Annotated in this window: 15 protein-coding genes; 10 read left to right on the forward strand and 5 right to left on the reverse strand. The window is 58.7% G+C overall.

Translation table 11 applies throughout. The features are described from left to right. Positions 1-67: 67 nt before the first annotated feature. Positions 68-886: a phosphate ABC transporter substrate-binding protein gene (locus ACOYW0_RS11785; protein WP_482418621.1), complete on the reverse strand. Its 819-nt coding sequence runs from the start codon at positions 884-886 to the stop codon at positions 68-70. Between the two features lie 274 nt (positions 887-1,160). Between ACOYW0_RS11785 and ACOYW0_RS11790 the strand changes: the two genes are divergently transcribed. Then, positions 1,161-1,652 (forward strand): phosphate-starvation-inducible PsiE family protein, encoded by a 492-nt coding sequence (locus ACOYW0_RS11790; RefSeq protein ID WP_180138292.1) that lies wholly within the window; start codon positions 1,161-1,163, stop codon positions 1,650-1,652. Positions 1,653-2,041: 389 nt separating this feature from the next. Here ACOYW0_RS11790 and ACOYW0_RS11795 read toward each other — a convergent pair whose 3' ends face one another. Further along, entirely contained in the window at positions 2,042-2,545 is a 504-nt protein-coding gene (locus tag ACOYW0_RS11795; protein ID WP_482418622.1) for a MogA/MoaB family molybdenum cofactor biosynthesis protein, read from the reverse strand. Between the two features lie 10 nt (positions 2,546-2,555). After that, positions 2,556-3,095 carry a bifunctional pyr operon transcriptional regulator/uracil phosphoribosyltransferase PyrR gene (pyrR, locus tag ACOYW0_RS11800; protein WP_482418623.1) on the reverse strand — a complete coding sequence of 180 codons (540 nt, stop codon included), beginning with the start codon at positions 3,093-3,095 and terminating at the stop codon, positions 2,556-2,558. Between the two features lie 335 nt (positions 3,096-3,430). Between pyrR and mobA the strand changes: the two genes are divergently transcribed. The 6 genes from mobA (at position 3,431) to ACOYW0_RS11830 (ending at position 9,798) form a co-directional block, all read left to right on the forward strand. Next, the gene (gene mobA / locus ACOYW0_RS11805) at positions 3,431-4,045 is read left to right on the forward strand and encodes a molybdenum cofactor guanylyltransferase (RefSeq protein ID WP_482418624.1); all 615 of its coding nucleotides are present in this window, start codon (positions 3,431-3,433) and stop codon (positions 4,043-4,045) included. 463 nt (positions 4,046-4,508) lie between these two features. Beyond that, positions 4,509-4,877, forward strand: a complete 369-nt coding sequence (locus ACOYW0_RS11810; RefSeq protein ID WP_482418625.1) for a molybdenum cofactor biosynthesis protein MoaE — start codon at positions 4,509-4,511, stop codon at positions 4,875-4,877. 364 nt (positions 4,878-5,241) lie between these two features. After that, a complete protein-coding gene (moaC, locus tag ACOYW0_RS11815) occupies positions 5,242-5,724 on the forward strand; it encodes a cyclic pyranopterin monophosphate synthase MoaC (RefSeq protein ID WP_482418626.1) in 483 nt (160 codons plus the stop codon). Continuing rightward, a complete protein-coding gene (locus ACOYW0_RS11820; protein ID WP_482418627.1) occupies positions 5,724-7,172 on the forward strand; it encodes a DNA recombination protein RmuC in 1,449 nt (482 codons plus the stop codon). The genes moaC and ACOYW0_RS11820 overlap by 1 nt, the downstream gene beginning before the upstream one ends. Then, entirely contained in the window at positions 7,169-8,407 is a 1,239-nt protein-coding gene (gene mltA, locus ACOYW0_RS11825; protein ID WP_482418628.1) for a murein transglycosylase A, read from the forward strand. The genes ACOYW0_RS11820 and mltA overlap by 4 nt, the downstream gene beginning before the upstream one ends. Positions 8,408-9,129: 722 nt before the next feature. Further along, the gene (locus ACOYW0_RS11830) at positions 9,130-9,798 is read left to right on the forward strand and encodes a YkgJ family cysteine cluster protein (RefSeq protein ID WP_482418629.1); all 669 of its coding nucleotides are present in this window, start codon (positions 9,130-9,132) and stop codon (positions 9,796-9,798) included. A gap of 308 nt (positions 9,799-10,106) precedes the next feature. On the opposite strand, the gene ACOYW0_RS11835 is transcribed toward ACOYW0_RS11830, so the two are convergent. Then, positions 10,107-10,838, reverse strand: a complete 732-nt coding sequence (locus ACOYW0_RS11835; protein ID WP_482418630.1) for a FadR/GntR family transcriptional regulator — start codon at positions 10,836-10,838, stop codon at positions 10,107-10,109. Between the two features lie 658 nt (positions 10,839-11,496). Between ACOYW0_RS11835 and ACOYW0_RS11840 the strand changes: the two genes are divergently transcribed. Beyond that, the gene (locus ACOYW0_RS11840; RefSeq protein WP_482418631.1) at positions 11,497-12,063 is read left to right on the forward strand and encodes a LutC/YkgG family protein; all 567 of its coding nucleotides are present in this window, start codon (positions 11,497-11,499) and stop codon (positions 12,061-12,063) included. Then, a complete protein-coding gene (gene ldhH, locus ACOYW0_RS11845; protein ID WP_482418632.1) occupies positions 12,060-14,216 on the forward strand; it encodes an L-lactate dehydrogenase (quinone) large subunit LdhH in 2,157 nt (718 codons plus the stop codon). The genes ACOYW0_RS11840 and ldhH overlap by 4 nt, the downstream gene beginning before the upstream one ends. A gap of 760 nt (positions 14,217-14,976) precedes the next feature. Here the strand turns inward: ldhH and ACOYW0_RS11850 are convergent. Next, positions 14,977-15,159, reverse strand: coding sequence for a hypothetical protein (locus ACOYW0_RS11850; protein WP_482418633.1), 183 nt, complete (start codon positions 15,157-15,159; stop codon positions 14,977-14,979). Between the two features lie 309 nt (positions 15,160-15,468). Here ACOYW0_RS11850 and nifJ point away from each other — a divergent pair, with 309 nt between their 5' ends. Next, a complete protein-coding gene (gene nifJ / locus ACOYW0_RS11855) occupies positions 15,469-19,008 on the forward strand; it encodes a pyruvate:ferredoxin (flavodoxin) oxidoreductase (protein WP_482418634.1) in 3,540 nt (1,179 codons plus the stop codon). Positions 19,009-19,121 lie beyond the last annotated feature (113 nt).

Raw genomic sequence — 19,121 nt, forward strand, 5'->3', positions numbered from 1 at the left:
CGCCGTGTGCTGGGTTGGCGTGTCGGCTTCGTGAACCCACGGTCCCGCTCAGCGGGAGGTGTCATGGTTAGTAAAGGGAGATGCTTCCAGCCTCTTCCACCAGGGCCTGGCCTTTTCTGGAGAGGATGAAGTTGATGAACGAAAGGGTCTCTCCCTTGGGCCATCCGTTGGTGAACATGAACAGGGGGCGGCTGATGGGGTAGCGGCCGTTGAGGGTGGTTTCCGCAGAGCCCATGACCCCGTTTACCCGAAGGGCTTTCACCTCTTCGTTCATGTACCCCAGGGCGATGTAGGCGATGGCGCCTTTGGTGGTGGCCACCTGGGTCACCAGGCCGCCGTTGGAGGGCTGGGTAAGAGCGCGGGGGGTGACCCGCTCCTTTTTCATGACCAGGCTCTTCCAGGCATCAAAGGTGCCCGAGGAGCTGTCCCGGGAGATCACCACGATCTTTTTGTCCGAGCCGCCCACCTGCTTCCAGTTGGTGATCTTGCCCAGGTAGATCTGCTTGAGCTGATCCAGAGAGAGGTCCTTTACCGGGTTGTCCGGGTGAACCACAGGGACGATGCAGTCCAGGGCGATGCGGTGGGGCACAGGAAGCACGCCCTTGCCCGTGGCCAGCTTCACCTCTTTGCCTTTGATGAAGCGGGAGGAGTTGCCGATGTCTGCGGTCTGGTCGATGACCGCCTTGATGCCGTTACCGGAGCCGCCCCCGGAAAGGGAGATTTTCACCTCAGGGTGGGAGGCCATGTATGCCTCGGAGATTTTCTGGGCAATGGGAAGAACCGTGGTGGACCCTTTGAGAACAAGCCTTTCGGCCGATGCCGTGGCAACGGATGCCGCAAGGAAAACGGTGGAAACAAGGGCGGTGAACCAAAGACTTTTTTTCATGATATCTCTCCTGTGGAGGTTGGTGATGGTATGTCGCGAGCCGTTGCCGTCGGGCAACGGCATGTTTTCCGCACCTTGGGGGCGGTGGGCCTTGACATGTTCCACAGGAAGATAGTGTCGGCGTGTTAGGGTTTGGTTAGGGCGTTGTGAGCGGTTGATGTGTTTGCCCTTGGGGGCGAGGTTCGGGGGAAAATGCCTGTGTCGGAAGCGCTGATCGCCGAGTTCTTGCAGGATGCTGACATGTTTCACACATACCCGGTGCACCCTTGATCCCATGGAACAGATCAATGAGCCCGTGTGGCAAAAAAACAGAGACCAAGAGGGGCCGGCACGGACCGGCCGGATTCTGGAAACCATTCATCCCAGAGCGATTTTTTTCAAGACCCAGGAGGTGATGGTCAATATCATGACCGTCTATATCATCGTGGTGCTGGCCGCAGGCCTGGGCAAAACCCTTCTGGACGCCAGGCACCTGCTCCACATGATGGACGGAGAGGGGTTCACCTTTGTGGTGGCCGAGATCCTCTCCTTTCTCGTCATGCTGGAGCTCTTCAGAGGGTTCGTGGATTTTTTCAGCACCCGGCGCATCCGGCTTCACACCATGATGGACCCGGCCATTCTCTTTGTGGTGCGCGAGGTGATGATCACCTTGTACCGGGACGAAGCCAAGGGCCCCTCCTGGGAGGTCCTTACCGGATTTGCCCTGCTCCTTGTGAGCCTGGGCGTCATCCGCACCCTTGCCGTCCGCTACACCCCGGGGTCGTGAAAGCTTCCAGCCCTCGCTTGCCGCGCCGTAGTCCGACGACACAGGATGACCGGCGTCACACAGACACAATTTCAGGCCTTGGTCATCGTTTGGTCACCAGGGTGTTCTTGATAACATCATCCCAAAAGGCCGACAGCCCGTAGGGTGCACTATGTGCACCGTGTCCGGGCCACCCAAGGCATTGATGTTGGTGTACGGAGTGCGCTTTGAGGAATCGGCTCTTTGCAGGTCGCGGTCCAAAGGATGATTAAGGCCCAATTTTACGAAAAATACCGTTGTGATTTACCCCTATGAATCCGGCTACGCCGTGACACGCGAGGGGTAAATCACAGCAGCAACAAGCTTTCAAGGTGGCTCACCTTGCCGCCGGAGGCATCATGTGTGACCCTTTATCCTCTGGCGTGTTTGGAGACGTGGCCGAGTTCCGGGAAGATGAGGTTTTTGCAGGCGAGTTTGCAGGCGGCCAGGCTTCCGGGGATGACAAAGACTGCGGAGTCCGAGACGATGCCCGCGGTGGCGCGGGAGAGGATGGCTGCCGAGTCGATTTCGTCAAAGCTCAGCTGGGCGAAGATGGGGCCGAAGGCGGTGAGCTCTTTCCTGAACATGGGCCGGACCGCTTCTAAGGTAAGGTCCCCTGCGGTGATGCCGGTGCCGCCGGTGACGATGATGCCGTCGGCGTTGTGATCCCGGATGATGTCCCGGATGGCCTTTCGCACCTCCCCTTCCGAGTCCATGACCACCAGGCGGTCCACCACCTCATGGCCCTCTTTTTTAGCCAGTTTTTCAATCCACGCGCCGCTTTCGTCCGTGTCCATGGTGCGGGTGGAAGAGACGGAGACGACGGCTACTTTCAGTTGTTTCTTGCTTTGGCTTCTGTGCTCTCGGGTTCCCATAGGCTACCTCTCAGTTTAGGGTTACCAGGTCAGAGTCATCGTGCTCGCTGAGCAGGACGTCGACATGCTGTTCGTATTCACTGTCCACTTTCTTGCCGGTGTAGTCGGGTTGGATGGGAAACTCCCGGTGTCCCCGGTCCACCAGGACGGCCAGGCCGATGCGCGACGGGCGCCCGAAGTCCATGAGGGCATCCATGGCGGCTCGGATGGTGCGGCCGGTATAAAGAACGTCATCCACCAGGAGGATCTCCCGGTCGTTGACCTCAAAGGGGATCTCCGTGGGCTTGACGATGGGCTGGTGGCTGATGCGGGTCCAGTCGTCGCGGTAGAGGTTGATATCCATCTCACCGCAGGGAAGAGAGTTGGCCTCAAGCCCTTCGATGACTTCGATTTCGCGTTTCAGGCGGCGGGCGATGAAGACGCCGCGGGTCTGGATCCCGATGAGGGCGAGCCCCTGGGCCCCTCGGTGGTGCTCGATGATTTCGTGGGCCATGCGGGTGATGGCACGTTTGATGTCCGTGGCATCGAGAAGAACGGTTGCGGTGGTCATAGCAGGGTTCCCAATGGGTGGATGCCTGTGTAGGAACATTTCGCCGATACCTTGTCGGGGGATCGTCACGCGTGGGTGTGGAAGGGCAGTTCACATACGGGCATGCAAAGGGTTGACGATGCCATCGGCTCGCAGTCCGATGGAGGTGGGATGCCAAGCGGCCGGTGCCGCAGGCATCAACCCCTTATTTTTATCCTATTGATGGGTGATTGATCAAGTCAAATGTGGCGAAATGGGGCGTAAACGCCTTGGTTTGACCTCTTTGAAATGCCTTGATTTTGCGCATTATTTTTGACAGACTCCCCTCAGAAACCAAAGAGGGAGCAACGAGTGCAATGGGGATTTTTGATTGTACCGGCGTGATTCTGGCCGGTGGGTTGAATTCCAGAATGAGTGGAACAAACAAGGCCCTCCTCGACATCGGGGGGCAGAGCATCATGGCGCGCACCCTCTCCCTGTTTGAGGACATCTTCGGCCGGGTGCTGGTGGTCTCCAACAACCCCCTGGACTTTCTTGATTTTGACGTCAAGGTCGTTTCGGACCTCTTCCCCGAGCGCTGCTCCCTGGCCGGCATCCACGCCGCCCTCTTCCACGCGGAAACCCCCTGGATCTTTGTGGCCCCCTGCGACAACCCCTTTCTCTCCCGGGAGATGGTGGAGCTGGTGCTCTCGTATCGCACGGACGGCGCCACCATCGTGGTGCCCGAGACCTCCAAGGGCATGGAGCCCCTCTGCGCCGCCTACTCTCGAGAAAACCTCACCCTGGCCGAAAACCGGCTGGCCGAAGGCCGCTACAAAATCCAGAGCCTCTTTCGCAAGAAGAGGACCCGCAAGGTCCCGGAAGATGAGATCCGGCGCATCGACCCGGAGCTGCGCAGCTTTTTTAATATCAACACCCCCGAAGACTACCAATGGGCCCTGGACATGCTTGCCCGGAAAGGCGAGAGTTAACGTTGTCTTCTTATGGTCAAAGCCGCAGAAAAAAACAGCCTTCTTATGGTAAAAGTGAGTGGAAAAAGCGTGCCTCCGGCGGCGAGGGTGGCGAAGCCACGATAACGAAAACACCTCGAAAGCATATAGCCCTTGCGCTTTGTCCCTCGTTCCTCGGGCCAAAGCGCAAGGGCCTTCGGCTCGGGCTTCGCCCGAAACATATGCTGGTGGTTTGTACGAGCGATACGACAAGCCTTGATGGGCTAAGATTCATTATCGGAACTCGTTAATTATCAGCTTTAACCGGACTACCTCCAAGGTAGTGGGGCAATTTTAAAGTCTGTTTGTCAAGCTTTTCAAAAGCTTGGCCCCCGGCAGGGCCGCCGGAGGCATCTTTGACCGCACTGCCTCCGGCGGCCAACCCGTTGACAAGCAGGGGGTAATTACGTCCTTACAAACCAGGTTAAACACATAAGGAAAAAGAATGATTCATATCGCTGAGATGATTCAAGAGATAAAGGCCCACCCTGATTTCGGCAAGGCGGGCATGGTACTGGCCCACAACGGGGTGGTTCGGGAAAGCTCCCGTGACGGACGCCCCGTCACAGGCCTCACGGTCCATGTGAACCACGCACGCCTTGACGAGCTCATGGCCGAGTACCGGAGCCGGGCGGGTATCGTGGAGATCCTCATTGCCATTGAAGAGGAGAGGCCCCTGGCCGTGGGGGATGACGTCATGGCCATTGTGGTGGCAGGGGACATCCGCGAGAACGTGCTGGCCACCCTTGAAGGGCTCTTAAACGCCGTCAAGGCCGAGGTGACCTCCAAGACGGAGCATTTTACCGAAAGCTAGATTTGCATAGGCCGGGAGTCACTATTCAGCTCAAAAACACAGCCTTCGGCGGCAAGGTGGAGGCACCTTGAAACCCTATGGCGAATGCATGGAGGCAGACATCATGCAAACGTTTTCGGAGCATTCGCGTGGTGTGCGACATATGGCAGCCGATTTTGCAGGAGAGGCCCATTTCATGTGTCTGGAAACCCGATGAAGGGCTCTTGGGATTCATTTAGATCAGGGTGTATGAATATCCCACACCGCCAATTACGGGCGAAGCCCGTCAGGGAATGTGATGATCCTGAGGAACGAAGGCGAAAGAGCATTCCCGAACCTGGGGCCCAGGGGATGTATCCCCTTGTTTTTAAAAAGGATTTTTTTCATGAAAGAATTTACGCATATTGATGAGGACGGCGCGGTTCGCATGGTGGATGTCACGGACAAGGCGGCCACGGACCGTCGGGCTGTGGCCGAGGGCCGCATTGTCATGACTCGCGACACGTTTGAGCGAATCACGGACACCCGGGTGAAAAAGGGCAACGTCCTTGAGACCGCGCGCATTGCAGGGGTGATGGCGGCCAAGCGTACCAGCGAGGTCATTCCCATGTGCCACCCATTGTTCATTACCGGGGCCCGTGTCGATTTTTATCCGGAGCCGGAGAACCATGCCTTTCGCATCGAGGCCGAGGTGCGGGTGAAAGGGGAGACCGGGGTGGAGATGGAGGCCCTCCATGCGGTCTCTGTTGCTGCCCTGACCATCTACGACATGTGCAAAGCCTACGACAAGGGCATGACCATTGAGGGGATTCGTCTCATGGCCAAGAGCGGCGGAAAGTCTGGCGTGTATCAGCGGGAAGGGGCGTGATGGCATTTAGTGGCTTGCTGGATACGCTGATGCATCCCGCCCTGGGTGCAGGGCTGGTGGCCGGTGCGGCCGTAGCCTGGGGCTTTGCCGGACTTCGGCATCGCCGGACGGCCCGCGCCCTGGACGAGGCCCTGGAGAGCCGGGATGCCCAGGAGGAGCGCCTTTTTGCCTTGGCTGATGAAGCGGCCGAGGCTCGGGGCCGCCTGACCAATCTTCTTACCCTGGAGGAGGGCATCAAAGAGAGGGATGCCGCCCTTCATCAGAAGGGAGAAACAGAGATCTCCTTGCGGTCCCGCATGGCGCGCCTTGAGGCCGAGCTTGTGAAGGAGCGGGAATCCGCGGGCGAGAAGGTGGCCCTGCTCTCTGCCCAGAAAGACGAATTGCGCCAGATGCTCAAGGCCCTGTCTGCCGACGCCCTGGCAGACAACGCAAAGACCTTTGCCCAGCTCTCCAAGGAGACCCTGGAGGCGGTGGTTGGCGAGGCCCGGCGTGATTTTACCCGCCGGGGGGAGGCGGTCAAAGAGATCGTGGCCCCTGTGGCCGAGGCCATGAAAGCCTACGACGAGAAGGTCCGTCAGATGGAGATGCAGCGGGAAAAGGCTTACGGGGCCCTCACCGAGCAAGTGGAGACCCTGGCCCGGACCCATGCCGTGCTCCAGAAGGAGACCACCAAGCTCTCCGGGGCCCTGCAGGTGCCCAACGTGCGCGGCCGCTGGGGGGAGATCACCCTGAAGCGGGTGGCCGAGCTCTCCGGCATGGTGGACCGTTGCGATTTTTTCGAGCAGGTGAGCATGAGGGGCGAGGCCGGTGCCATGCGTCCGGACATGGTGGTGCAGCTCCCCGGGGGGCGGCGCATTGCGGTTGACTCCAAGGTCCCCCTGGCCGCCTATCTGCGGGCCATGGAGGCCACCACCCAAGGGGAAAAGGCCAAACATCTGGACGAACATGCCCGGGCCCTTCATCACCATGTGCAGGTTCTCTCGGGCAAGGCGTATTGGGCGGGTCTCAAGCCCGCCCCTGAGTTTGTGGTCCTCTTTATCCCGGGGGAGAGCTTTTTCTCCGCGGCCCTTGCCAAGCGGCCCGGCCTTATTGAAGAGGGCATTGAAAAAGGGGTGGTGCTGGCCACCCCCACCACCCTGATCTCCCTGCTCAAGGCCGTGGCCTACGGGTGGCGCCAGGAGCAGGCCGCTGAAAGCGTTCACGAGATCCAGGAGCTGGGCAAGGAACTCTACAGCCGCGTGGTTACCTTTGCCTCCCATTTGAACAAGCTGGGCGGGGAGATCGGCAAAGTGACCTCAACCTACAACCAGCTGGCAGGCTCCTTTGAGCGGCGCCTCTTTGTCTCGGCCCGGCGGTTTGAAGAGCTGGGGGTGCGGGAGAAGGATACGGCCGTTATTGAAGCACCGGATCCCGTCGAAACGGTGCCCAGAAAGGTGGAGGCAGGATGATGGACGCCTTTAAACGAACCGGTGCACGGTGGTGGCTCGTGGCTGCTGCGTTGGTTTTTCTGTGCTTTGGCTGCATCACCACGGGCAAAGAGAAGGGCAAGGCGCTTCCTGCGCTGGTGCCCGTGGTTCCGGGGGAGGCTGGGTACCCCGCCTTTGAAGACGACCTGGATTTCGAAGGGCTTGAAGAGGCCCTGCTCCGGAGCCTGGTCTACTACAACAGGATTCCCAAGACGCGTACCTTTACTGTGGGAGAGGACCGCTACAGCGTCTCGGAGATGATCCGCTCGGCCGTTGCCCTTCTCTACGCCATCCACGAGGACCCTTCCCCTGAGGCGGTTGCGGGATTTATCCGGGACAACTATCGTGTCTACCGGTCCACGGGACGGGACGGAAAAGGGGAGGTTCTCTTTACCGGGTACTACGAAGCCTCACTTTTCGGCAACACCGAAGAGACCGATCGGTACCGCTACCCCGTGCTCACCCGGCCCGACGACCTGGTGACCATCGACATCTCCCGGTTTCCCGGGGTGAAGGCCTCGGGAAAGCGGCACCTCATCGGCCGGGTGACGGAAAAGGGAACGGTGGTGCCCTACTACACCCGTCATGAGGCGGACAACGGCAGTGCTCTTCTCGATCGCACCGAGCCCCTGGCCTGGGTGGATGATCCCGTGGATCTGTTTTTCCTGGAAATTCAGGGTTCGGGGGTTATCACCATGGAGAACGGGGAGGAGCTCAGGGTCCACTATCAGACCAAAAACGGCCACCCCTACCGCAGTATCGGCAGGTACATGATTCGGCAGGGGTTCCTGGAAAGGGAGGCGGTCTCCATGCAGTCCATCCGCAGGTGGCTGGAGGAGAATCCCGAGCGCAGGCAGGAGGTGTTCAACTACAACCCCAGCATGGTCTTTTTTATGGAAGAGGCCAAGGGGCCCCTGGGCTGCTACAACGTGCCCGTGACCCCCAACCGTTCCATCGCCACGGATAAGAGGCCCTTTCCCGCCTGCGGCATCGCCTTTATCACCACGGAAAAACCCGGGGAAACAAGGCCGGATGAAGTGCTCTCCTGGGAGTCCTTCGGCAGGTTCGTGATGAATCAGGACACGGGCGGGGCCATCAAAGGCCCGGGGCGGGTGGATCTGTTCACCGGCCATGGGGAAGAAGCGGAACTTACGGCTGGCCACATGAAGCAGACCGGGTCCCTCTATTTTCTCGTGTTGAAGCCCTCGGTGAGGTGACGCCCTACGGCAAATTAACGAACACGAAACCACCTCGAAAGCGGATGTGAGAACAAAAAAAGGGTGGCCCCTGCCAGCGGGCCACCCTTGGAGAGTGAGCAAACCTCCCCGAATACCACCGGAACTCCCTTTGTTGTACGTTAACCTTTCGGGCCTTCACCCTGCCCAAGGTTACATGAATGGTGTTGAAGCTCGGCGGTAATCTCAATTTTTCATTTAGCGTACATTTACCTTATCTTTCCTGGAAAAACGTTTCAAGATCAGTCAAAGTTGTTGCTAAAAAACAAAGTTATAACGGGTGGTTAATCTCTCGTTCTCCTTCGTTGGCAGGGCTTTCGGCTCGGATAGGCCGCACCCCAATCTTTCGGTTTCCTCCTTAATTTTTACCCCCGCATTCAAATTAAGTTGATCTCTGGTTTGGTTTAATAGTTATTTCATGGGATTGAGCAATGATCTCCCCCGTGAATTGATTTGACAACCGACAGGCCCGGTGATTCAATGGTGTCAGACTGTCGACGCCCCGGGCGTTGGCTGATTTTCCTCATCGATTACCCTTCTGGGTCGGAACTTTGTGTCTTGCATCCGACCTGAGCGCACCCGGTTTCCTTCTCGTGCCCTGGAACCGGGCCCGCAGCCGCCCGCAAAAGACGGTCTGACCAACACCACCCGCTGAGCACTCGCATACCTGAAATGACGAAGGTTTCATGAAAAAGGGGGACCGGATGGACGCTGAGATCTTTTTGACCACAGAAGAAGCCAAAGATGCCGTATGCCTGGACCTGGAGCAGTACGGTCTCCAGGAGGACACCCTGGAAGAGATGGCTGCCATGGCCGGCGGGGGGTGGCCGGAGCGCTTCCAGGAGGTCATGAGCGGGGGGGAGGGGAGTCTGTACGAGATGATCGCCCTGGTCCAGGAGTTTTTGAACAGCCCAACCCTCACCGAAGAGGCCCTGTGCCGGGCCTTTTCCCTCATGTTCTGGTCGGATGTGCGAAAGGCAAGGGGGCCCGAAGGGGAAGAGGGGGTGGCCTTAACCACGGAACTCCACGACTTTACATGCCTCCAGTGCGGCCAGTGCTGCACCAACCTGGACTATAGCCGTGCCCTCACCGCCGAGGATATTGCCATGTGGAAGAAGGCCGGAAGGGACGATCTCCTGGCCTGGGTGGGCAAAGACAAGGTGGACGGGGGCTACACCATCTGGATCGACCCCGGCACAGGCGAGCCCCAGGACCCTTGTCCCTTTCTCACCATGGAAGGGGGCAAAGCCAAATGCGCCATCCATGATGTGAAGCCCGCCATCTGCCGGGAATACCCCGCCACCAAAAAACACGGCTTTATGACCGGCTGCCTGGGGGTGGAGCTGATGTTCCAAAAAGAGCAGGCAGGGTAGGCGAAAGGCCTTTGAGTTTTTTTCAGCGCACTTCGCGTAGCTACCGAAATTTTTGAGGATGGCAAGGACGTGGTCCTGGGTAACCTTGAGTTGATGGACGGGCCGTACCTGAAAAGGGCGGCCCGTCTTCTTTTTGCAGAAGAGGATCGGTGCCGGGTTCCTGGTGCGTGGATCAAGGTCGGCTTTTTTGTTTTTACGAGCTTTGCCCATCAGCGAATGTGACGTGCCCGAGGAACGAGGGCTCGGAGCATTCGCAACCCGCTTTCGAGGTGGTACACCTCGCCGCCGGAGGCCTGCTTTTTCTGCTTTTATTTCACCGCCGGCATGTTCCCCTCCCGGGTATGCTCAAAGAAATCTTTGATATACAGAATGTGTTCGGCCATGGCGGCATAGGCGTTGCCGCTGTCGCGCCGTGCGATGGCCTCAAGGATGCGGCGGTGCTGGGTGAGGATCTCTTCGGTGCGGTCGGGCATGTCAAAGAAGCGTTTCAGGCTTTCGTTGATGCCGTAGAAGATGAAGTCGTGGAAGTACTTCATCATGTGGACCTGCAGGGGGTTTCTCGTGGCGTGGGCGATGGCCATGTGGAAGTGGGCGTCTTCGTCGGTGCCCACCCGCCCTTCGGCGATGGCTTCTTCCATGGTGGCGATGCTTTTCTCCATGGTGCGGATGTCGTCCAGGGTCGCCTTTTCCGCTGCCAGGGCCGCGCCGTTGCACTCCAGGCCCATGCGCACCTCCAGGAGGTCGGTGATGGTGGCGTTGTGGGAGGCCATGAGATCCATGATGGGGTTGTCCTGCACCGACCCGAGGCCGCGGACAAAGGTGCCCTGGCCTTGTCGCTGATCCACCAGCCCCATGGCCACGAGCTTGTTCAGGGCCTCCCGCACCGAATTGCGGCTTACGCCCATCTCTTTCATGAGCTCCCGCTCGGGCATGATCTTCTCCCCCGGTTTCAGGTCTCCACGGAAAATGAGGTCACGGATCTGTTCAAAGACCTGGTCGGCAACGCGTTTGGGTTTGACAGGGGCCAGATGGCTGTTCATGGGGTCGGGTCCTTTGCTTGGAGAACGTCTGATAAAAAGCCGTACCGTTTTTTGCGTCCCGGGTGCTCTGCAGGGCCCGGGGGCGATGATCCGCCATTCGTTATCACGAAGGCGGATTTTTTGTGTGGGGTTTTTTGGCCTGGAAATGGTCGTACCTTTTTGCTGAACCCCTTCTGACTTGGTGTTTTATCAAAATCCGCACCGGGAATCAAAACAAATCAGGCGTGGCTTTTTCGGGTTATGGCGGTGTATTTCCTGTGGGTTTTGGAATTTTTCTTGACAGGGGGGCAATGTGTGCCTCATATTGGTACTACCAATTTTTGGTAGTACCAATGACGACATGCTGGCAACCCCAGGCCCGTGACCAGCTTCCACACGCGGAAGAGGTCCGGGGGGAAAGAGGGCTTCGGGCCGTTGCCATGCCATCAGGACAATGCCTTTGAAACGAACGCTGTTCAGCAGGCTGTTCGGCGCGTTAGGCGCCGATGGGTGTTTGAAGGGACGACGACGTCCCGATTCGTTTCAGGCGGTAACGAAGGGTGCCTGGTCCCAGGCGTTTTAAGGCCGCGGCCTCCGGGGTAACGGAGGGCGCAGGTGTCAGGGGCCCCACATAAGCGGGGCGGTCCGGGCCGAGGCATCCACAAGCAAGGAGGGCAACGTGAGTCAGGGTGAGATTCTTGAATCCATGAAAGCGGGGGCGGAGAAGGTGGCTGCGGTTGTGGCGCCGGCTGCATCCCTTGAAGAGGCGATAACCTACGCGGTTAATCTGACGGCGGAGGAGGGCGGCACCACCATGGCGGCCCCGGGCATGGAGGGGGAAGCGCGGGAGGCCCTGGCCTCAGCCTGCGCCGAAAAGGGGATCGTTCTTCTGGAGTCCCCCCTGCGGGCCCACATGAACGGGATCCACACGGCCTTTACCTGGGCGGACCGGGGCATTGCCGACACCGGTACCCTGGTGCTCAACTCCGACTCCGAGGAGCTTCGCCTGGCCACCATGCTCAGTGAAACCCATGTGGCGGTCCTTCCCACGGACAAGGTGGTCCCGGACATGGACGCCCTGGAGGGGTACATGAGCGATCATTTCAAAAAGGGCGCGGGGTACGTGGCCTTTATCACCGGGCCCAGCCGCACCGCGGACATCGAGAGGATCCTCACCATCGGGGTGCACGGGCCTGAACGACTTCATATTTTGTTGGCAGACCTTGCGGACGGAGGTGACAAATGATCCATACCCCTGAAACCGATAAAGCCTTTAAAAAGCAGATCAAGGAGTCCCTGGACAAGGACTTCATGCGCAAGACCCTCAACACCTTTTCCGTGGCCTACCGCCAGTCCCGCGCCAACGCCTTTGCCGAGCTGGACCTTGACGGGTTGCGAAACGACGTGGCCTGCATGAAGGACGAGGGCATCCCCCATCTCTCCGAGCTTTTTGATGCCTTCAAGAAAAACGCCGAGGCCGCAGGCACCGTGATCCACGTGGCCCGGGATGCCGACGAGGCCAACCGGATCATCGCCGAGATCGCCAAAGAGAACAACGTCAAGAGCATCGTCAAGTCCAAGTCCATGACCGCCGAAGAGACCTTCCTCAACGACCATCTGGAAAAGGACGGCTACGAGGTGGTGGAGACCGACCTCGGGGAGTGGATCATCCAGATGCGCCACGAAGGCCCCTCCCACATGGTGATGCCCGCCATCCACCTCTCCCGGTACCAGGTGGGGGAACTCTTTTCCGGTGTTACCGCCAGAAAGCAGGACCCCGAGGACATCGAGGGGCTGGTGAAGGTGGCCCGCAAGGAGCTGCGTCCCAAGTTTATCAACGCGGACATGGGTGTATCCGGGGGGAACTTTGCCATCGCAGATACCGGGGCCATCGGCCTGGTGACCAACGAAGGCAACGCCCGTCTCACCACCACCCTGCCCAGGGTCCACGTGGCCCTCATGGGCTTTGACAAGCTGGTGCCGGACATGGCTGCCGCCATGAAGATCCTGAAGATCCTTCCCCGAAACGCCACAGGCCAGGCCCTTACCTCCTACGTTACCTGGATCAAGGGCACCAACGAGTGCGCCACCGGGCCTGCCGGGCGCAAGGTTCAGCACATCGTTTTTCTGGACAACGGCCGCCTGGAGCTGGCCAAGGACCCGATCTTTGCCGAGGCCCTCCGATGCATTCGGTGCGGGGCCTGCGCCAACGTCTGCCCCATTTACCGCATGGTTGGGGGGCACACCTTCGGGCATGTGTATATCGGTGCCATTGGCCTGATCCTCACGCCCTTTTTCCACGGCAAGGAAAAAGCCCGGGAGATCGTGAAGTGCTGCCTCAACTGTCAGTCCTGCAAGAGCGTCTGCCCGTCCAAGATCGATCTGCCCTACCTTATTAAGAACGTGTACGCCAAGGTTCAGGACGAAGACGGCAAAAAGCCCTTCAAGACCCGCATGACATCCATGCTCCTGAAAAACCGCCGACTCTTTCACGCGGCCCTGAAGACCGCCTCCAAGATCCAGGGCCCGGCCACCGAAGGGCCTTACATCCGCCATCTGCCCACCTTTCTCATGGGAGAGCACAACTTCAGGCGCCTTCCGGCCATTGCCGACCGTTCCCTTCGGGATGACTGGAAAAAGGTGAAACCCAAGGTAACCAAACCCGCTCTGAAGGTGGCTCTTTTCGGCGGCTGCGCCGGGGACTTCATCTACCCCGAGCACGGCAAGGCCTTTGCCAGGCTCTGCGAGGCGTACAACATCGCCGTGGACTACCCCATGGACCAGACCTGCTGCGGCCTTCCCACCATGATGATGGCCCAGATGGACACGGCCAAGGAGATCGCCGCCCAGAACGTGAAGGCTTTTCATGCGGGCAACTACGACTACATCGTGACCCTGTGCGCTTCCTGCGGTTCCCACATCAAGGAGAATTTTCCCAAGCTCCTGACAACCAAGGGTGCGGTGCCAGCCGATGTCCAGGCCATGGCCGACAAGCTCATCGACTTCAGCTCCTTTATGAACGACGTGGTCAAAGTAAAGGCCGAAGACTTCATGAATCTGGGACGCAAGGTGACCTACCACTATCCCTGTCACCTGGTGCGGGGCCTGGATGTCACCGAGGCCCCCATGGCCCTTCTTGAAAAAGCCGGGGTAAACTTTACGGAGTGCGACGAAAGCCAGGTCTGCTGCGGTTTTTCCGGGTCCTTTTCCGTGGATTTCCCCATGATCTCCAAGAACATGCTGGCCCACAAGCTGGACAACGTGGAAGCCACCCAGGCAACCACCCTGGTCACGGACTGCCCGGGGTGCGTCCTCCAGCTGAAAGGCGGCATCAAGGCCCGGGGCATGAACGTCACCGTCAAGCACATGGCCGAGGTTCTGCTGGAGGAAAAGAAATAAGCAGGGGCTCCGGGCACGAACGTGCCCGGTGACCCCCTGGTTTACCATCCGATTAGTCGGCTTATGACTTCGGCGGGTCGCTTTATTAAAAAAAGATCCGAAAAAAAAATTTTTCAGGAACATGCCGTCATTGTTTCAGAGAGACCAGGAAAAAAGGGATTTACGGCCTGTTTGTCAAACGTATTAAACGGTTGGCCCCCCAAGGCAAGGGGTCGCTGAAAAAAGACCCACCACATTTGATTGTTCTGACCTCGCCCGCCCCGGTGTTGACGACCATAGCCCCCTCCCACAGGATCATGGTGTCACCGGGGCGGGTTTTTTTTATCCACCCCAGAGGGGAGCCGGCCCGTAGGTGCCTCTCCCCGGAACGGGGCCTTCCTTTTTTCCATACGCGGGGTTCGAAAAATCGGACTTTTCCCGGTGAATCAAAGATGTTAAAAATGGAGGATATGTGATTAACATGCCGGTTATATACGGATATATTTCTGTGGTCCCTTTTTCGGGGCCCCAGGGGCGCAACGCCGCCTGAAAGGCCCGTTGCAGCCGGTAACGTGGATCATTTCATGACGTTTCGTTCACAGGGTGTATGGCCATCGGTCATGGCGTCCATGGTGCTCACCGCGGGATACGCAACGGACGGCTGTTTCGCGTGGATAACAGTCCCCGGGGCGACCAATGCGGGCCCTGGGGACCAAAAAACGTGTTTTGGCAAAATTGATTTCCCTTTCGTTTCAACCACAAGGTTCCTCCTCTCCTGACGCTAACCTCCTATTGAAATAGCCTTTTTTTTGCGTCGTTTTTTTAAGGTACATTCTGCTTGATCACGGGATCCCAGCAGGTAAGCTTTGTTTGCTTGAAATTGTGGCACGACTTTTGTATGTTTCCCGGGTTGTCGAAAACCGCCCGTGCGGGCGTAATGCCAAAACACCAGAACATTTTTCACCTTCTTTCCTTATATGAAAAATTCCACTCCGCATGGGTGGTTTTCGACTTCTCATAATGCCCATATCAATCAACTGCCTGGTTTTTCAGGCGGTTTTTTCTGATTGGTCCGGGGGCCGGAGGCAGAGATTTTGATTTTTGTGCCAACCGGCAGCACCGACACAGGCAACACACTCCGTTTGCGTTAACTCAGGCGGGGTTCATATAACAACGACGTGCATCCGTCCGTCCCCTTCGGGGCGGTGCAGCCGGCGGACCGCACCAGCCAGGGCTGCGGCATGAGAACAAACAAAGACAAGGGAGTCTTCTTGTGAATCAGACGAAACAGTTTAAAAAGACGATTGACGGTAACACGGCAGCGGCCCATGTGGCCTATGCCCTGAGCGACGTGGCGGCCATCTATCCGATCACCCCCTCTACTCCCATCGGCGAGAACGCCGATGTGTGGGCTGCCGGCGGTAAGAAGAACGCCTTCGGCGAAACCCTCACCATCAAGGAGATGCAGTCCGAAGCCGGTGCGGCGGGCGCGGTTCACGGTGCCATTGCAGCCGGTGCGCTGACCAGTACCTTCACCGCTTCCCAGGGCCTCCTGCTGATGATCCCCAACATGTACAAGATCGCAGGGGAGCTGCTCCCTTGTGTCTTCCATGTCACGGCCCGCGCCCTGGCTTCACACGCTCTCTCCATCTTCGGAGACCACCAGGACGTCATGGCCACCCGTCAGACCGGTTTTGCCATGCTCTGCTCCAACTCTGTTCAGGAAGCCCACGACATGGCCCTGGTAGCCCACCTGGCCACCATCGAAGGCCGCGTGCCCTTCCTCCACTTCTTCGACGGCTTCCGTACCTCCCACGAGATCCAGAAGGTCGACGTGCTGGAGTACGACGCCATCAAAGAGCTGGTGAACATGGACGCCGTTCAGGAGTTCAAGGCCAACGCCATGAACCCCGAGCACCCCGAGATCCGCGGCACCGCCCAGAACCCCGACATCTACTTCCAGGGTTGCGAAGCCGCCAACCTCTACTACGATGCCATCCCCGCCATCGTCACCGATTACATGGACAAGGTGTACGAGGTTACCGGCCGTAAGTACCGCCCCTTCGACTACGTGGGCCACCCCGAAGCCGAGCGCGTCATCGTTGCCATGGGCTCTGCCTGTGAGACCATCGAAGAGACCATCGATCACCTCTCCGCCCAGGGCGAGCGCATCGGTCTGGTCAAGGTTCGTCTCTACCGTCCCTTTGTCACCGAAGCCTTCCTCAACGTGCTGCCCGCCACCTGCGACCGCATCACCGTTCTGGACCGTACCAAAGAGCGCGGCGCCATCGGCGACCCCCTCTACCTCGACGTCTGCACCGCTTTCATGGAGAGCAACGTCCTGACTCCCCAGATCACCGCAGGCCGCTACGGCCTCGGCTCCAAGGAGTTCACCCCCTCCATGGTGAAGGCTGTCTACGACAACATGAAGGCCACCTCACCCAAGAACCACTTCACCGTGGGCATCAAGGACGACGTCTCCTACACCTCCCTTGACGTGGTGGACGAGATTCACCCCGATGCCGAGGGCACGGTTCAGGCCAAGTTCTGGGGCCTCGGTTCCGACGGCACCGTCGGCGCCAACAAGAGCGCCATCAAAATCATCGGGGACAACACCGAGAAGTTTGCCCAGGGCTACTTCTCTTACGACTCCAAGAAGTCCGGCGGCATCACCGTGTCTCACCTGCGTTTCGGTGACACACCCATCCGCTCCACCTACCTGGTCACCGCCCCCGACTACGTGGGCTGCCACGTGCCCGCCTACGTCAACCAGTACGACGTGCTGGAAGGGATCAAAGAGGGCGGCACCTTTGTGCTCAACTCCTCCTGGAGCGCCGATGAGATGGAGACCCGTCTCCCCGGCAGCATGAAGCGCGTCCTGGCCACCAAGAAGATCAAGTTCTACACCATCGACGCCGTGAAGATCGCCGGTGAAGTGGGCCTGCGCAACCGCATCAACATGGTGATGCAGACCGCCTTCTTCAAGCTGGCCAACGTGCTTCCCATCGATGAGGCCATCGCGTACCTCAAGGCCGACATCAAGAAGACCTACGGCAAGAAGGGCGACAAGATCGTCAACATGAACATCGAAGCCGTGGATCAGGCCATGGACAAACTCGTGGAAGTGGCTGTTCCCGAGAGTTGGGCCGAAGCTGAGATCGAGAAGCCCGCCCAGGCCGACCTCCCCGAGTTCGTCACCGACGTGATGAAGCCCATCCTGGCCCAGAAAGGGGACACCCTGCCCGTCAGCGCCTTCGAGCCCGACGGCATCTTCCCCGTTGCCACCAGCCAGTACGAGAAACGCGGTGTGGCCATCGAGGTTCCCGAGTGGATCGCTGAAAACTGCATCCAGTGCAACCAGTGCTCCTTTGTCTGCCCCCACGCATCCATCCTGCCCGTTGTGGCTACCGATGAGGAGCTGGAAGGCGCACCCGAAACCTTCACCACCCTGCCCGCCATCGGCAAGGAGCTCAAAGGCAAGTACAAGTTCCGTATTCAGGTCAACACCCTGGACTGCCTGGGTTGCGGCAACTGTGCAGACATCTGCCCTGCCAAGACCCCTGCCCTGGTCATGAAGCCCCTGGCTACCCAGACCGCCGTTGAGGTGCCCAACCACGAGTTCTCCGAGACCATCGAGTTCAAAGATGAGGTTATGCCCAAGACCAGCGTCAAAGGCAGTCAGCTCCAGAAGCCCCTCCTCGAGTTCTCCGGTGCATGCTCCGGTTGCGGTGAGACCCCTTACGTCAAGCTCATCACCCAGCTCTTCGGGGACCGCATGTTCGTGGCCAACGCCACCGGTTGCTCCTCCATCTGGGCTGCTTCTGCTCCCTCGTCTCCCTACTGCGTCAACAAGGATGGCTTCGGTCCCACCTGGGGCAACTCCCTCTTTGAGGACGCTGCAGAGTTCGGGTACGGCAAGCAGGTTGCCATCACCCATCGCCGCAAGGCCCTGAAGAACCAGGTCCTGGCTGCCATGGAACTTGAGATCTCCGATGAGCTCAAGGCTGCCATGGGCGAGTGGGTCGAGAACATGGACGACGCCGAAGGTTCCAAGAAAGCCGGCCAGACCATGGAAGCCCTCCTGGTTGTCGAGCCCCTGGAAAACGAGCTGATCGATGAGATCGCTGCACAGGCCGACCTCTTCACCAAGAAGTCCTTCTGGGTCTTCGGTGGCGACGGCTGGGCATACGACATCGGTTTCGGCGGCGTGGACCACGTCCTGGCCTCCGGCGAAGACATCAACATCTTCGTTATGGATACCGAGGTCTACTCCAACACCGGCGGTCAGTGCTCCAAGGCTACCCCCACCGGTTCCATCGCCAAGTTCGCAGCCTCCGGTAAGAAGGTCTCCAAAAAAGACCTCGGCGCCATCGCCATGAGCTACGGTTACGTCTACGTGGCCTACATCTCCATGGGCGCCAACAAGCAGCAGACCCTGAAGGCCCTGCTGGAAGCCGAAGCTTACCCCGGTCCCTCACTGGTCATCGCTTATGCTCCGTGCATCAACCACGGCATCAAGAAAGGCATGGGCAAAACCCAGGAAGAGTCCAAGCTGGCTGTTGAGTGCGGCTACTGGCCCCTGTACAGGTACAACCCCCTCCTCAAAGACGAAGGCAAGAACCCCTTCATCTTCGAGTCCAAAGAGCCCAACGGCACCATCCAGGAGTTCCTGGGCGGTGAGAACCGTTACGCAGCCCTGGAAAAGAGCTTCCCCGAAGAGTCCAAAGCCCTTCGTGCGAAGATCGAAGAGGACATGCTCAAGAAGTACGAAATGTACAAGCACCTCGCTGAGCGTGACATGGGCGGCGAGTAGGCCCCCGGTGAGCTGACACCGTAAAAAACGAAAAAAACGCGCATCACCTGATGCGCGTCGAATAAAAAAAAGCCGCCCTTTCCGGATTATTTGGAAAGGGCGGCTTTTTGTTT

It is taken from the genome of Desulfoluna sp. HI9BLuna (genome assembly GCF_056829775.1).

Excerpts from the sequence above, each read along its gene's own strand:
- ACOYW0_RS11785 (WP_482418621.1), bottom strand. The coding sequence starts at position 886 with ATGAAAAAAAGTCTTTGGTTCACCGCCCTTGTTTCCACCGTTTTCCTT.
- ACOYW0_RS11790 (WP_180138292.1), top strand. The coding sequence starts at position 1,161 with ATGGAACAGATCAATGAGCCCGTGTGGCAAAAAAACAGAGACCAAGAG.
- ACOYW0_RS11795 (WP_482418622.1), bottom strand. The coding sequence starts at position 2,545 with ATGGGAACCCGAGAGCACAGAAGCCAAAGCAAGAAACAACTGAAAGTA.
- pyrR (WP_482418623.1), bottom strand. The coding sequence starts at position 3,095 with ATGACCACCGCAACCGTTCTTCTCGATGCCACGGACATCAAACGTGCC.
- mobA (WP_482418624.1), top strand. The coding sequence starts at position 3,431 with ATGGGGATTTTTGATTGTACCGGCGTGATTCTGGCCGGTGGGTTGAAT.
- ACOYW0_RS11810 (WP_482418625.1), top strand. The coding sequence starts at position 4,509 with ATGATTCATATCGCTGAGATGATTCAAGAGATAAAGGCCCACCCTGAT.
- moaC (WP_482418626.1), top strand. The coding sequence starts at position 5,242 with ATGAAAGAATTTACGCATATTGATGAGGACGGCGCGGTTCGCATGGTG.
- ACOYW0_RS11820 (WP_482418627.1), top strand. The coding sequence starts at position 5,724 with ATGGCATTTAGTGGCTTGCTGGATACGCTGATGCATCCCGCCCTGGGT.
- mltA (WP_482418628.1), top strand. The coding sequence starts at position 7,169 with ATGATGGACGCCTTTAAACGAACCGGTGCACGGTGGTGGCTCGTGGCT.
- ACOYW0_RS11830 (WP_482418629.1), top strand. The coding sequence starts at position 9,130 with ATGGACGCTGAGATCTTTTTGACCACAGAAGAAGCCAAAGATGCCGTA.
- ACOYW0_RS11835 (WP_482418630.1), bottom strand. The coding sequence starts at position 10,838 with ATGAACAGCCATCTGGCCCCTGTCAAACCCAAACGCGTTGCCGACCAG.
- ldhH (WP_482418632.1), top strand. The coding sequence starts at position 12,060 with ATGATCCATACCCCTGAAACCGATAAAGCCTTTAAAAAGCAGATCAAG.